The 13,657-nt window shown below is 67.1% G+C and carries 11 protein-coding genes; 3 read left to right on the top strand and 8 right to left on the bottom strand.

Annotated elements, in window-relative coordinates; genetic code table 11:
* Positions 1 to 2: 2 nt before the first annotated feature.
* The 3 genes from FPZ12_RS08335 to FPZ12_RS08325 are packed head-to-tail and all read left to right on the top strand — an operon-like array spanning position 3 to position 3,811.
* A complete protein-coding gene (locus FPZ12_RS08335) occupies positions 3 to 1,103 on the top strand; it encodes a mandelate racemase/muconate lactonizing enzyme family protein (protein ID WP_144748508.1) in 1,101 nt (366 codons plus the stop codon).
* Positions 1,104 to 1,130: 27 nt separating this feature from the next.
* Complete coding sequence (locus FPZ12_RS08330; RefSeq protein WP_144748509.1) at positions 1,131 to 2,558, top strand: aldehyde dehydrogenase family protein; 1,428 nt, start codon at positions 1,131 to 1,133, stop codon at positions 2,556 to 2,558.
* A gap of 29 nt (positions 2,559 to 2,587) precedes the next feature.
* Positions 2,588 to 3,811, top strand: coding sequence for a D-arabinono-1,4-lactone oxidase (locus FPZ12_RS08325; RefSeq protein WP_144748510.1), 1,224 nt, complete (start codon positions 2,588 to 2,590; stop codon positions 3,809 to 3,811).
* A gap of 70 nt (positions 3,812 to 3,881) precedes the next feature.
* Here FPZ12_RS08325 and FPZ12_RS08320 read toward each other — a convergent pair whose 3' ends face one another.
* The 8 genes from FPZ12_RS08320 to FPZ12_RS08285 all read right to left on the bottom strand — a co-directional run bounded on the left by FPZ12_RS08320 (position 3,882) and on the right by FPZ12_RS08285 (position 13,486).
* A complete protein-coding gene (locus FPZ12_RS08320) occupies positions 3,882 to 4,931 on the bottom strand; it encodes a phosphotriesterase family protein (protein ID WP_166462643.1) in 1,050 nt (349 codons plus the stop codon).
* A gap of 32 nt (positions 4,932 to 4,963) precedes the next feature.
* Positions 4,964 to 6,520 carry an APC family permease gene (locus FPZ12_RS08315; RefSeq protein WP_144748512.1) on the bottom strand — a complete coding sequence of 519 codons (1,557 nt, stop codon included), beginning with the start codon at positions 6,518 to 6,520 and terminating at the stop codon, positions 4,964 to 4,966.
* 326 nt (positions 6,521 to 6,846) lie between these two features.
* Positions 6,847 to 7,848, bottom strand: a complete 1,002-nt coding sequence (locus tag FPZ12_RS08310) for a Gfo/Idh/MocA family protein (protein WP_144748513.1) — start codon at positions 7,846 to 7,848, stop codon at positions 6,847 to 6,849.
* A 73-nt stretch (positions 7,849 to 7,921) separates the two neighbouring features.
* Positions 7,922 to 9,286 carry an aspartate aminotransferase family protein gene (locus tag FPZ12_RS08305; RefSeq protein ID WP_243769735.1) on the bottom strand — a complete coding sequence of 455 codons (1,365 nt, stop codon included), beginning with the start codon at positions 9,284 to 9,286 and terminating at the stop codon, positions 7,922 to 7,924.
* Positions 9,283 to 10,428: a phosphotransferase gene (locus FPZ12_RS08300; protein ID WP_208025796.1), complete on the bottom strand. Its 1,146-nt coding sequence runs from the start codon at positions 10,426 to 10,428 to the stop codon at positions 9,283 to 9,285. The genes FPZ12_RS08305 and FPZ12_RS08300 overlap by 4 nt, the downstream gene beginning before the upstream one ends.
* On the bottom strand, positions 10,425 to 11,072 hold the full coding sequence (locus tag FPZ12_RS08295; protein ID WP_144748514.1) for a GntR family transcriptional regulator: 648 nt from the start codon (positions 11,070 to 11,072) through the stop codon (positions 10,425 to 10,427). Before FPZ12_RS08295 ends, FPZ12_RS08300 begins: the two co-directional genes overlap by 4 nt.
* A gap of 208 nt (positions 11,073 to 11,280) precedes the next feature.
* Positions 11,281 to 13,050 carry a gamma-glutamyltransferase family protein gene (locus tag FPZ12_RS08290; protein WP_208025795.1) on the bottom strand — a complete coding sequence of 590 codons (1,770 nt, stop codon included), beginning with the start codon at positions 13,048 to 13,050 and terminating at the stop codon, positions 11,281 to 11,283.
* Positions 13,051 to 13,090: 40 nt separating this feature from the next.
* Positions 13,091 to 13,486: a cupin domain-containing protein gene (locus FPZ12_RS08285; RefSeq protein WP_144748515.1), complete on the bottom strand. Its 396-nt coding sequence runs from the start codon at positions 13,484 to 13,486 to the stop codon at positions 13,091 to 13,093.
* Between the last annotated feature and the right edge of the window lie 171 nt (positions 13,487 to 13,657).

Here is a 13,657-nt window from a genome sequence, read left to right as displayed (position 1 = left end):
CCATGAAGATCGTCGCGATCGACTGTTTCGGTTACAACCTGCGCTACGCCCACGGCGAATACGTGATGTCGGGTGACCGGGCCGCGACCCACCAGATCGGCACCCTGGTGCGGTTGCGCACCGACGAGGGACTCGAAGGCTGGGGTGAGATCACCCCGCTCGGCGACACCTACCTGCCGACGCACTGGGCAGAGGTCCGGGCGGCGCTGCACACGCTGGCCCCGTCGCTGATCGGGCAGGACCCCACCAATCTCGCCGCGGTTCGCCGCACCCTCGACCGGGTGCTGCTGGGCGGCGGCTACGCCAAGGCCGCCATCGACGTCGCCTGCTGGGACCTGCTCGGCCAGGCGTGCGGGCAACCGGTCTCGAAGCTGCTGGGCGGTGTCCTGCAGGAGGATTTCCCGCTCTACGAGGCCGTTCCGCTCGCCTCGCCGGAGGAGATGGCCGCGTTCGTGGTGGCCCGTGAGGAGGCCGGCATCAAGCGCTTCCAGCTCAAGGTCGGCAACGACCCGCGCGACGACGCCGCGCGCACGCGCGCCGTGGTCGATGCGGCGTCGGCGGACACCCTCGTGGTGGCGGACTCCAACGGCGGGTGGAACCTGCGTTCCGCCCAGATCGCGACCCGGCTGATGGCCGATCTCCCGGTCTTCATCGAGCAGCCCTGCCGGGAGACCGACGACTGCGTCTTCGCCATGCGGCACTCGAGCCTGCCGCTCGTGCTCGATGAATCCATCCTGAACCTCACACACGTGTTCAGGGCGAAGTTCGACGCGGGCGCCGTGTCGATCAACATCAAGATCAGCCGGGTCGGCGGGCTCACCCAGGCGGCGCGCATGCGTGATCTGATGCAGGAGCTCGGCATGATGGTCTCGATGGAAGACGCCTGGGGCGGTGACATCGTCAGCGCGGCGGTGAGCCACCTCGCCGCCAGCACCCGGCCGGAGAACTTCCAGAACGCTTCCTTCATGAACGACTGGACCGATGGGCACGTCGCGGGCTACCAGCCGCGCTCCCACAACGGTCGCGGTTCCGCCCCCGCCGGACCGGGGCTCGGTATCAAGGTCCAGACCACGGGGCTCGAGTCCGTGTTTTCGGTGTCCTGACCACTCGCGGCGACGAGGACGATTTCGATGAAGCAGACATTCCTCAACATCATCGGCGGGAAGCCCGCCGAGCCCTCCGGGGCCGGGGACCGGGCCGTGGTCAATCCCGCCACCGGGCAGGAGATCCTGCGGGTGGGCGACTCCTCGTCCAGCGACGTCGCTGCCGCGGTCGACGCGGCGGCAGACGCCTTCGGCACCTGGTCCCGGCAGACCCCGGCAGCCCGGCACAAGCTGCTGGCGAAGCTCGCGGACCTGCTGGAACGGCACACCGACGAGTTCCTGGAGATCGAGGTCGCGAACGCGGGCAAGCCGATCGCGGCGTTTCGCGACGAGTTCGCCGACTGTGTCGACGGGGTGCGCCTCGGCGCGACCGCCGGCCGCAACCTGACCGCACCGAGCGCCGCCGAGTACCTCGACGGCGCCACATCGGCCTTTCGCCGCGAGCCGATCGGTGTCGTCGGCGCGATCACGCCGTGGAACTACCCACTGCTGCAAGCGATCGCCAAGGTCATCCCGGCGCTCGCCGTCGGCAACACCATGGTGATCAAACCGTCCGAGCTGACACCGCTGAGTACCGTGCGGTTGGTCGAGCTGGCGAACGAGGTGCTGCCGCCCGGCGTGCTCAACGTGGTCATGGGCGACGGGCCGGGCACAGGTGCCGCGCTCACCGCCAACCCGAAAGTCGGGATGGTCAGCTTCACCGGCTCCGTGGCGGGTGGCCGCGCCGTGGCCGTCTCCGCGGCGCAGGGGCTGCGTAAGGCGGTCATGGAGCTGGGCGGCAACGCGCCCGCGGTCGTGTTCGCCGACGCGGACCTGCCGCGAGCGGCGGCTCTGCTCAGGGACGCCGGGTTGTTCAACTCCGGCCAGGAGTGCATGGCCTCGAGCCGGATCCTGGTGGAAGACACTGCGGCCGAGGAGTTCGTGGCCGCGTTGCTGAGCGAGATGGCGGAGGTCAGGCTGGGGGACACGTTCGCCGAAACGACGACCCTCGGGCCCCTCATCTCCGAAAAGCAGCTGGGCCGGGCAGTGGGCTTCCTCAACCGGCTGCCCTCGCATGCGAAGGTGCTGACCGGGGGCAGCCGGGTCGCTCGCCCTGGCTTCTACCTGGAGCCGACAGTGGTCACCGGGCTCGCGCAGGATGACGAGATCATCCAAAACGAGGTGTTCTCGCCGATCCTGACCGTCCAGACCTTCTCCGGTGAAGAGGAAGCGCTCGCGATGGCCAATGGCACCGTCTATGGCCTCTCCGCCTCGGTGTGGTCCTCGGACTCCGGCCGCGCCACCCGGTTCGCCCGTGACCTCAAGGCGGGCATGGTCTGGGTCAACGAACACCTGATGTTCGGTCCGGATTGTGCGGTCAACGGGTTCGGCGAATCCGGGTTCGGTATCGAGAACGGAGCGCTCGGCGCCGCCGAGTTCACCCGGCTCAAGCACGTGCTCACCAGCCACCACTGAGCTCCGACGGACGACGAAGGCAGGTTTCGATGACCGCTGCAGCCACCTGGCGGAACTGGGGACTCAACCAGTCCTGCCAGCCGCACGAGATCGTTACCCCGAGTACTCCCGACGAGGTCGCGGCTGTGGTGGCCGCCGCCCTCCGGGAGGGCAGGACGGTGCGCGCCGCCGGATCCGGACACTCGATCATGCCGATCGTGCCGACTGACGGGATGCTGGTGGATCCCACCCGCCTGACCGGCGTCACTTCCGTCGACCGTGACACCGGCCGGGCGACGATCCTCGCCGGCACGAGGCTGTCCGCACTGGGCGCGCCGCTGTGGGAGGCCGGGCTTTCCCTGGCCAACCAAGGCGACATCGACCTCCAGACCATCACCGGAGCGACCAGCACCGGCACCAAGGGCTCCGGGGCCGGGCTCACGAACCTCTCCGCCACCATCACCAGGACCCAGCTGGTCGACGGGCAAGGGGAGCTCGTCGAGATCGCCGCCGGGGACGACGCACATCCGGCAGCGCAGGTGTCGCTGGGTCTCCTCGGCGTCATCACTCAGGTAGAGGTGCAGCTGCTGCCCCGGTATTTCCTGCGGGAACGCAACACCGCCATGCACTTCCGTGATCTGCTCGAAAAGTGGGACGAACTCAAGGCGAGTCATCGCCACTTCTCGTTCTGGTGGATGCCCAACGACCGCGCGCACGCCCTTTACGGCTTCGAGCCCGTCCCCGCGGACTACGGGTGGGTGAAGCTGCTCGACGAGGTCGAGATCGAGGACTCCTACGACGTGCGGCACCTGAAGGAAGGGCGTGTCGGGCGCGCATACCTGGTGTACCCGGACACGGCGACGGACCCGACCTTCCACGAGATGGAGTACATGGTCGATGCCGCCCGTGATCGCGAGGCCTTCCTCGCGCTGCGGGAACTGATGCTGAGCCATTACCCGGAGGTGGACTCACCGATCCAGATCCGCTGGCAGAAGCAAGACAGTGCCTGGCTGTCCGCACAGTACGGCCGCGACACCGCGTCTGTCTCGGTATCGGGGGTCATCGGCACCGACTACGTGCCCTTCTTCACCGCAGTGGACTCACTCATGAAGTCACTCGGTGCCCGCCCGCATTGGGGGAAGTGGAACGCCTACCGGGCCGAAGACGTCGCGGCGGCGTACCCGCGCTGGGACGACTTCCGCCGTGTTCGCGCCCGGTTCGATCCGCGGGGCGCGTTCACCAACGAGTATTTCCGGGAGCTGCTGGAACTTTGAGAAGGCAGAAAACGGGGCTGTGGCAAGGAATTGTGCCACAGCCCCGTTTTCCTGTTGCGGTGAAAAGAATCTAATCGCCGGCAAGCATGCGCCGCGGGTTGTCGACCGTGATCCGGACGATGTCGGCATCGGTGAAGCCGGCGTCCCGGAGGTGGCCGGGGAACGTACGCAAGATGTGCCCGTAGCCCCAGCCGCCGTACTGGCGGAGGTAGTGCTTGTGACCGACGTCCTGGGACAACAACACGGAGCCCAGGAAACCGGATTCGGCCAGCGACGAGATCGCCTGAACTCGTTCGCGGTCCGAGGGCAGCCACCAGGAATGGGTGTCGGTGCTGAAATGCCCGGCGTTCCCGCAGAGGTCGTACTCGACGAAACAGCCGCGCTCCGCCAGCGAGCGGTGATAGGCGACCCCTTCCTCGAAGGTGATATCGGGGTGCACCAGTGACGCGTCGCAATGCCCGAGCACCACGCGCGTGAGGTCGGCGCCCGCGCTTTCCAGGACGTCGAGGACCTCGTGGCCGCGCCGGGCGGGTGGATGGACGTGCACGGTGATGGGCAGGCCCGTTTCCCGATGTGCCGTGGCGGCCGCGCGCAGGATCTTCAACTCCGAGCCGGTGATCGGATCACCGGTGCCGATCTCTCCGATGATCCCGGGCCGGATGCCCGTATCGCCGATGCCGTCCCGGATTTCCCGGACGAACCGTTCGGCGATCGTGTCTTCCGCCGCGGCCCGGAGCGTTCCGGTGTGCGCGGCGTCGATGTAGTGCCCGCAACTGGTCACGATGCGCAGTCCGGTGCGCTGGCTGACAGCGCGCAGCCCGAGCGGATCGCGACCGATCTCCGCGGGCGTGACGTCCACAATGGTCGTGCCGCCGAGAGCACGGAACTGGCCGGCCTCGGCGACGGCGAGTTCGAGGTCGTCGAGCACGCAGTTCTCCCGGTTGGCGTAGGGAGAACGGCGCACGTCGTCCAGCGTGTCCAACCGAACCGGAAGCTCCAGAGCGGCCGCGGCGCCGGCGTCGCCCGGGTCGATCAGGTAGCAGCTCAGATCGATGAACAGGTGCTCATGGGGGAGCGTCGCGCCGAGCTGGCTCGCCGGCACCGGGCCGGTGACGGTCATGACCGCAGCGTCTGTCCTGGCGCCCGGTGGCATCAACGGGTCTCCAGTTCTGCCCTGGGCGCGGACTGCTGGGAGGCGAAGCCGGACGAGTGCTCGGGCAGGATCCCGATCTTCTTCCGTTGCGTGAACCAGTACACGAGAAACGCGAGTGTCAGCGCGACAGCCGGAATGAGCACACCGCCCCACTGCAAGTACCAGTGGAAGGGCTCGTCGGGGTTGTAAAGAACCTGGCGCGGCCACGCGATGTTCACGATCATGCCCGCCGCCCAGATGGTGGCGACCACACTGACCACCAGGCCCCATTTCCCCAGCCGGAAGTACCGCGTGTCGGGTTGTTCCCAGTCGCCGCGGACCCGGGCTAGGGAAAAGGAGGCGGTGATGAGGAAGTACGAGATCAACGCGAAGACCACGGTCGTGCTCGAAACAGTCAGGAAGATCGCGGGCTGCCCGATGTTGTAGACCAGGATCGCGACGCCCACCACCAACACGATCAGCGGGGGCAGCACCGGCGTCTTCGCGCGCTCGGCGACCTTGGCCAGCCGCGACGACCCCGGAAGCGCGTTGTCCCTGGCCATCGCGAACATCATGTTCACGGCGCCGGTCTGGTTGGCCAGACCGCAGACGAAGACCGCGATGGCCGCGCACACCAGCATGATGTTGCCCAGCCCCGTACCGAGGGAAGCTTTGACCACATAGGACAGTCCATCGTCGGCGATCCGCTGGTCGTCGAGCTTCGGAATGGACATCACGGCGGCCAAAATCAGCAAGGCGCCGAACACCCCGGAGGCCACCAACGCGCGGATGATGGCGCGCGGGCTGGTCTGTCGTGGGTTGATCGTCTCCTCGCCCAGCGAACCGGCCGTGTCGAACCCCCACATGACGGTCAGTCCAAGCAGAAGGCACAGCAGCAACGCGCCAACATAGCCGCCGGGTTGGTTCAGACCTGTCCCGTTGGTCTCGAAGACGACCGACGGACCATGCTTCGCGTTGATCGCGAGCCCGACGATCAGCACGATACTGGCGATCAGTTCCACGGAGACGCCGATGTTGTTGACGAGGGACCGGACTTTCGAGCCGAGCAGGCTGACGATCGTGGTCAGCACCAGCATGATCGAGCCCAGGATGACGCCGTTGATGGTGGCGTCATGGGGACCGCTCCCGTCACCGTAGATCCAGAAGACCGGTGAGATCGCCGGCAGGATCGTCTGCATGGTCAGCGCGACGGTCGCCGAGGACACGATCAGGGCAAGGATCATCGAGATGCCCGCGAGCCACGAGGCGCTGGTCCCGCGGGTGATGTGTTTCGTCCAGCTGTACACCGAACCCGCCAGCGGATACTTGGCCGCGAGCTCCGCGAACGACAGCGCGAACAGAACCTGCCCGATCACCGCGACGACCCACGCCCAGATCGAGGCCGGGCCACCGCTGGAGTAGACGAACCCGAACAGCAGGAACATGCCGGTCAGGATCGAGATGAACGCGAAGCCCGTGGCGAAAGTCGAAAAGCTTCCCAGGTTGCGGACCAGTTCCTGCTTGTAGCCGAGCGCGGCGAGGTGGCGGTCATCGTCGTCTGGTGAGTGTCCACTCATGGCCGCTCCCATGTTCTTGAGTACAGGGTTAACGGTAATATGCTACGGGTTACCGGTGGTGTCAACGGTCATAGTCGACTTTCTGCCGGGCTTCGGTTTCGTGGGGTGTTGGAGCCTGTGGCAGGCGGTGTTCCGGCGTGGAACCTGATTTCCGCGCGCCGAGCTCGGGAGCCGCTCGGTGGGCGCGCTTGGTGCCCCTGTCACCTCGACGTTCCGGGATGTTACGGATCGATGGGTTCAGCTCGGCGCACCAGTGCGGACGTCGTGAGAGCGTGGGAGCTGTTTCCAGCCTGCGCCGGAGGCGCTCAGGAGGGATTGCGCTGTTGTCACCACCGCATGGCTACGGTCTGGTTGGCCAGGGACGACTCCAGCGCGGCATCGATGACGCGCATGAGCGCGATACCGTGCGGGTGCAGGGCACTGCGGTTCGGAAGCCCGTGACATGCCGCGGCGAACTCGGCGAACTGGTTCTTGAACAGCTCGTTCGTGACCAGCAGCGTGGCTTCCTCCGCGGGCGCGTGGACCACCTCGTTGTTGACCAGCACCATGTTGACGTCGCGCACCTCGACGATCGACGTGTCGAACAGGAGGTGGTAACGCTCGAAGAACGGCTGCTGGTTGTACGACAGGTGCACTGTCGCCATCTTGTTCTGCGGGTAGCGGATGAGGATCATCGCCTCGTCTTCGGCGCTCCAGCAGTCGCGCAGGCGGGTGGCCTCGGCGTGCACGCGCAGCGGGTGCTTGCCGAGCATCATCTGCACGAAGTCGATGGTGTGCGAGCCCAGCAGGGAGAGCACCAGTCCGTCCTTAGCTGTGCGCTCCGCCCACCAAGGAGCCTGCGGGCCGTCCCAGTACATGCAGAACGACGCCTGGATGGCGCGCAGCTCACCGAAGGACTCCAGGTGGTCCTGTACGTAGCGAATGGCGGAGCCGTGCCGGCGCGACTGACCGACGGCGAGCACCTTGCCGGCGGCCTCCGCCGCTTCGCCCATGGCGACGGTGGTGGCGTAGTCGTCGGCCATCGGCTTTTCCACCAGCACGTGACGGCCCGCGTTGAGGCACTGGATCGACGCCTCCCCGTGGAGATGGTTCGGCAGGCAGATGATGGCGGCTTCGACCTCGGGGATCTTCATCGCCTGGTCGATGCTGGCACAGGCGTGCTCGGCGCCGAAGCGCTCAGCCGCGGCTCGCGCCAGCTCGGGATTCCGGTCGACCACCGCGACCAGCCTGCCCTTTTCGGGTTGCGAGGTGATCGCGCCCAGATGAGCATCGGAAACCCGGCCGCATCCGATCAGCGCGACACCGATCGGTTTCTGAGTGCTGGCCATCGAAAACTCCTTGCGTTACAGAGGTGCGGGGTGAATGCCAGCACGAGATGTCCCGCCCTGGCAACGACTTTCGTCAGGCAGCCAGGACGTCGCCCAGCGCGCTGAGTAGCCGGTCGGCGTCCGCGGCGGAGAAGACGAGCGGGGGCCGGATTTTGAGGACATTGCCGGGGGCGCCGGTGGCCGAGATCAACACCCCGTGCTCCCGCAGACCGTTGACGATGCGTGCCGCTTCACCGCCGTCCGCGGTCCGCGCCGCACGGTCGGACACGATCTCGACTCCGATGTAGAGGCCCGCTCCGCGCACATCGCCGATTTGTTCGAAACGCTTCGACAGGTCTTCGATGCCCTCGCGCAGCACCGCTCCGGTGCGGTTCGCGTTCTCGGCCAGGCCCTCGTCGCGGATCACGTCGAGCGTCGCCTGGGCGGCCGCGACGGCCACGGTGTTTCCACCGAAGGTGTTGAAGTAACGCATGTCGTGGCCGAACCTCTCCACCACCTCCGAGGCGACGGCGATGCCGGCGACCGGGTATCCGTTGCCCATCGGCTTGCCGAGCGTCACGATGTCGGGGTCGATTCCGTGCCGCTGGAAACCCCACGTGTGCTCACCGCTGCGGGCGAAGCCGCATTGCACCTCGTCGGCGACGAAGAGCCCGCCGGCCTCGCGCACGATTTCGGCGACCGGAGCGAGCAGCTCGGTGGGGTCGACGTAGATCCCGTCGGAGGTGAACATCGAGTCGACGACCAACGCGGCCAGTCCTTCGCCGTGCCGCTCGAGTTCGCGAATCTGCCGGCGCACGTGCTCGCTGAACCACGCGGTGAGCTCGGCCCGCGGCACGCGGTACGAGTCCGGGGTGGGAACCCGCCGGACCCAGGTGCCCAGGGGCGAGTTGTCGCCCAGCGACGGCGAAAACTCGGCGGTTGCCGCGGAGTTCCCGTGGTAGGCCTCGGAGGTCACGATCACGCCGCGTCGGCCGGTGTGGTGGCGGGCGATGCGCAACGCCAGGTCGTTCGCCTCCGACCCGGTGCAGGTGAACATGGCGTGTCCGTCGCCGGCACGGCCGCCCATGGTGTCGAGTAGTTGTTCGGCGTAGTCCAGTGCGCCCGCGTGCAGGTACCTCGTGTGCGTGCACAGCGTCTGCATCTGCTCGTGGACTGCCTCGACCACTCGAGGATGGGCATGACCGACCGAGACGACGTTGTTGTAGGCGTCCAGGATCTCGTTGCCGTCGGCGTCCCAGAGCCGGCACCCGCGGCCGCGGACGATGTGCAAGGGTTTGTCGTAGAACAAGCGGTACGCCGGGCCGAGCAGCCGCTCGCGGCGCGCGATCATTCGCTGCTCGGCGGGCGGAAGGGATGCGGCTGCTTCGGGGTTGAACGCGTTGTTCATTTTGCCGCGGGAACGCGGCCGGCCGGCGCCACGCGAGATCGAGGATGTCACCGGGTTTGCTCCGTATCTGCTGTCGCGGTCGTCGTCAAGGTGGCCGCGATCTCGTCCGGGCTCCGCCGGAGGAACCACTCCAACTGACCCCAGCCCTGTTCGGTGTTCCTGAGAATGTAGGCGGTGTTGCCCGGGACCTGGCGGGCTCGGTACGAGGTGATGAGAGCGCGCGCGACGACTCGGCCCATCACCAGGTGCGGGATGACGGCCAGTTCTTCGTCGGTGAGTTCCGCGTGACGCAGGTATCCGCGCAACACGTCGCGGCCGGCGGCGAAAATGTCGCTCGGCATGTTCTGCCCGCAGTCACGGGGAAGCTGGTTGAGCATCGCCGTCGAGACATCGACCGCGATGGCGGTTTCGACCGCGTCCCCGAAATCCAGCACACCGGTGACGAAAGCCGGATCGGCGGGTTCGACGAGCAGGTTCGACGTACTGAAGTCGTTGTGCAGCACCTGGCGGCGCAAACCACCGAGCTTCGGCGTCACGACCTCGTCGAACCGCTCCAGGCCCGAAGCCAGCCGGGCGCGGTGGCCCGGGTCGGCAACGGCACCCAAAAGTGGTTCGAGGTACGGGAGAATCTCGACGTTCCACGCATACAGCCGACTGGCCTGCGGATGCGAGAAGTTCGCTGTCGCGTGCCGCAGGTGTGCCAACATCTCGCCCACCTGTTCCCGCTGCTTCGCGTCGGAACCGACCGAATCCAGGGGAGTGCCGTCGAGGCAGGTCATGACCCGGGCGATCCGGCGCTGGCCCGCGGAATCCACCACGGTTTCCAGCAACGTGTCGTGGCGGCTCGGCAGCAGTTCGGGCACAGGCACAGGGCTCGGCCCTTGGCTTACGTGGTGCAGCAGCGCGGTCTCGAAGTCGACCTGTTCGGCGTGCTCGCCCGGGTGGGACACCTTCACCACGACCGAGCGGCCGCTCCGGCAGGAGAGACGAAATGTGTCGTCTTTCTCCGTCGCGAACCGATCGGCGTCGACGACATCGAGACGCCACAAGTCCTGTGCCAGGCCGGCCGCCTCGCGAGGCGACATCGCGACGTGCTCATCGGACAGCCCACCGCCGCCCGCGAGCCCGAGTTGGCGCAGGACATCGGAGCTACCCGGTCCCGTGGCGGTCTTTCCCGTCGTGGGTGAGCTCATCCGGCGTTCTCCCTCAGTGCGGTTCGTCGCGCAAGCAACCGTCCACCCTCCGATTCGTTGTGCTTCCATGCCTCCGCGAACACGCGGTCGGCGTCGCGAGCCGCGAAAGCGGCCGCGAGCGCCCTGTGCTGTTCGACGATGTCGTCCGGATCGGCAGCGACCTCGGAGTTGCTGACCCGGATGTACATCCGGACCTGATGGGCGACGACGTCGTAGTGCCGGATCAAGCGCTGGTTGCGCGAGCCCACCAGCACCGCCCGGTGGAATTCGAAGTCACGCCGGCTGATCTCGTTCAGGTCGCCCTCCGTGCAGGCGTCCACGAGCGTCCGGTGCGCCGCGGCAATCCGGTCGAGGGCAGCCGCGTCGCCGTGCTCGACGACCAGCCGGCCGGCGAGGCTTTCGAAACTGCCACGCAAGGTCCAGATTTCCCAGACCGCTTGCTCGTCGAGCTCGATGACATGCCATCCGGCGTATGGCTTTTTGACCACGAGCCCCTCGTCGGCCAGCCGAGCCAGCACGGTGCGCAGCGTCGCTCGCCCGACCCCGAGTCGCTCGGACAGGTCGATCTCGGTCAGCCGGGCGCCGGGCTCAACGTCACCTGACGTGATGAAGGAACGAAGCGCCATCATCGCCCGGCTCTCCAACGACTGCCGTTCGACGGGAGCCGGTCCGGGTTTCAAGCGATCCACCTCCTGCCTTCGTTACCCGAGAATTGGCGATTGGCGTCAACCGCCGGGCCGGAAGAACTCGTGTTCGGTCCCGGCACGAATGCTCATTTGGACAGTCGATCCCGGTTTTCCCTCGCCCGGCGGTACGGACGGGCACTCTCAGGTCACCGTCCACAAGAGACACTCACCGGCCCACTGCGTACCCCTGTCGCCCCCGGGGGTTCGCCGCGGCGGACAACAGACCCGACTCGGCGTCCCGGGCAACGGCGGAGATACGGCCGAGTGACCACGGTTCCGAGCGCACGACGCGATGTCCCCGGTTCTCCAGCGCTCGCACCACTTCGGCACCGAACCGGGACTCGACGACCAGCTGCCCGGGCGCTATCTCCCGGGGATAGAAGGAGCTGGGGAACGAGTTGTTGTGGAAGTTCGGCGCGTCGATGGCCTCTTGGAGGTCGATGTCGTGATGGAGCCAGCGCTGCAGGAACGAGAACGTCCACTGGTCCTGCTGGTCGCCTCCGGGGGTCCCGAAGGCGAGCACCGGCTCGGCGCCCCGCGAGATGAGACCGGGGCTGAGGGTGGTCCGCGGTCGCTTGCCGGGCGCGATGCAGTTGGGCGAACGCGGGTCGAGCCAGAACATCTGCGCCCGGGTCCCGATCGGGAACCCGAGACCCGGCACGACCGGCGAACTGCTCAGCCACGCACCGCTGGGCGTGGCAGCCACCATGTTGCCCTCACGGTCCACGACATCGACGTGGCAGGTGTCGCCACGCGGCTCGCCGCCCCGGCTCACGGTCGGTTCGCCGTTGCCGCGTTCGACCGGGACCGTACCCACGGGCACGGTGGCCTGCGGCGGCAGATAGGGCGTGCGCCCGGAGACGGTTCCGGGGCGAAGATCGAGTGAGGCGACGTCGGTGATCAGCGCCGCGCGTTCCTTCGCGTAGCGATCGGACAACAGTTCGTCCAGCGGGACATCGGCGAACCGAGGGTCGGCATACCAGGCTTCACGGTCGGCGAACGCGAGTTTGGCCGCTTCCGTGATCAGGTGGACGAACTCCGCGGAATTCGAGTCCGTCAGCTCCGCGAGCCCGGTGTGCTTGGCCAATTGGAGCTGCTGCAGGAAAACCGGACCCTGGCTCCAGGCGCCGGGTTTGTGGACGGTGTATCCGCCGTACTCGACCGATGCCGTGTCCTCGTACTCCGCGGACCACCCGGCCATGTCCTGACCGGTCAGCAGACCCGTGGAGACGCCGCCGGACCCGTCGGGAACCTCAGTGCGCAGGAACTGATCGATGTGCTCCGCGACGAAGCCCTGAGACCAGATGCGACGGGCATGTTCGATCTGTCCGTCGCGGTCACTCGAGCACGCCTCGGCCTCTCCCCGGAGACGACGGTAGGTTTCGGCGATCTGCGGGCACCGGTGCAGCTGACCTGCCCCGGTCTTGGGGAGCCACACCTCCGCCGAGCTGAGCCACTCCTGCCGGAAGCGCTGCTCCACCGATTCGATCGTGCTCGCGATCTTCGGCACGATGGGGAAACCATTGTGCGCACAGTCGATCGCGGGTTCGAGCACCTGGCGCAGCGACAGACGGCCGTGGTCGAGCAGAAGCCGCATCCAGGCGTCGAAGGCGCCAGGGACGCACGCGGACCGGACACCGAGACCGGGAACCCGCTCGTACCCGTCGAACGCCTCCACCGTCGCCGCTGCCGGAGCCACGCCTTGGCCACAGAGGACCTGGGCACGCCCGCCGGGCTTCATGAAGAGGATGGGGACCTCCCCGCCGGGCCCGTTGAGATGCGGTTCGACGATCTGGAGGACGAATCCCGAGGTGACCGCGGCGTCGAACGCGTTCCCGCCCGCGGCGAGAACGCCGTAACCGGCGCTGCTCGCCAGCCAGTGCGTCGAGGCCACCATCCCGAAGGTGCCTTTCAACTCAGGACGGGTAGGACTCACTGCTGTTCACCCACAATCGATCCGGAGCAGTCGTGCGCTGTCACTTCGCGGCGCCCGCGGTGCTGTCGGCGTCGAGCAGCTGCATGCGCCCGTTGTTGACCGCCGGCAGCGTCTCCTGGGACAGTGACGGCCCCAGCGTCTCGATGATGATCTGGCGGTGCGGGTGGTCTCCGACATTGCGGATGCGGTGGATCGGGATGCCCTCCGCGCCGACGACCTGCGACTGCGAGTGGTGCCGCTCGAAACTGGCGAGGAACGGCTCGCCCTCCGGGGTCAGCGTTGTCTCCAGCACGTTGTCCCCGGTGACGTACACGTAGGCGTAGTCGTGCCAGTGCTTGTGCCAGTGCACGGCCTCGCCGGGGGCCAGCACCATCTCCCAGACCCGCACCTGCTCGTCCTCGTACAGCACCCTGGTGCCGACGTCAGTCAGTTCCATGGACCGCTTACCTCCCGTTACTTCGATCCGGAAATGAATCCGGTGAGTGCGGTGGAAATATCGCGCTTCGCATCAAGCGGAAGGCGCGTTATGTTTCTGTCGCCACGGCCACACTACCCAGCCCTGCCGTGAGCCGACAAGGGTATTTCATACCTATTGAGCAGTGCAATC

It is taken from the genome of Amycolatopsis acidicola, from assembly GCF_007713735.2.
GTDB classification, from domain to species: domain Bacteria; phylum Actinomycetota; class Actinomycetes; order Mycobacteriales; family Pseudonocardiaceae; genus Amycolatopsis_E; species Amycolatopsis_E acidicola.
The sequence above is the reverse complement of the archived record's forward strand: the minus strand, read 5'-3'. Positions and strand labels throughout refer to the sequence as shown.

What these genes read in the sequence shown, in the direction of transcription:
- FPZ12_RS08335 (WP_144748508.1), top strand. Translation starts at nt 3, where the DNA reads ATGAAGATCGTCGCGATCGACTGTTTCGGTTACAACCTGCGCTACGCC.
- FPZ12_RS08330 (WP_144748509.1), top strand. Translation starts at nt 1,131, where the DNA reads ATGAAGCAGACATTCCTCAACATCATCGGCGGGAAGCCCGCCGAGCCC.
- FPZ12_RS08300 (WP_208025796.1), bottom strand. Translation starts at nt 10,428, where the DNA reads ATGAGCTCACCCACGACGGGAAAGACCGCCACGGGACCGGGTAGCTCC.
- FPZ12_RS08325 (WP_144748510.1), top strand. Translation starts at nt 2,588, where the DNA reads ATGACCGCTGCAGCCACCTGGCGGAACTGGGGACTCAACCAGTCCTGC.
- FPZ12_RS08315 (WP_144748512.1), bottom strand. Translation starts at nt 6,520, where the DNA reads ATGAGTGGACACTCACCAGACGACGATGACCGCCACCTCGCCGCGCTC.
- FPZ12_RS08285 (WP_144748515.1), bottom strand. Translation starts at nt 13,486, where the DNA reads ATGGAACTGACTGACGTCGGCACCAGGGTGCTGTACGAGGACGAGCAG.
- FPZ12_RS08310 (WP_144748513.1), bottom strand. Translation starts at nt 7,848, where the DNA reads ATGGCCAGCACTCAGAAACCGATCGGTGTCGCGCTGATCGGATGCGGC.
- FPZ12_RS08320 (WP_166462643.1), bottom strand. Translation starts at nt 4,931, where the DNA reads ATGACCGTCACCGGCCCGGTGCCGGCGAGCCAGCTCGGCGCGACGCTC.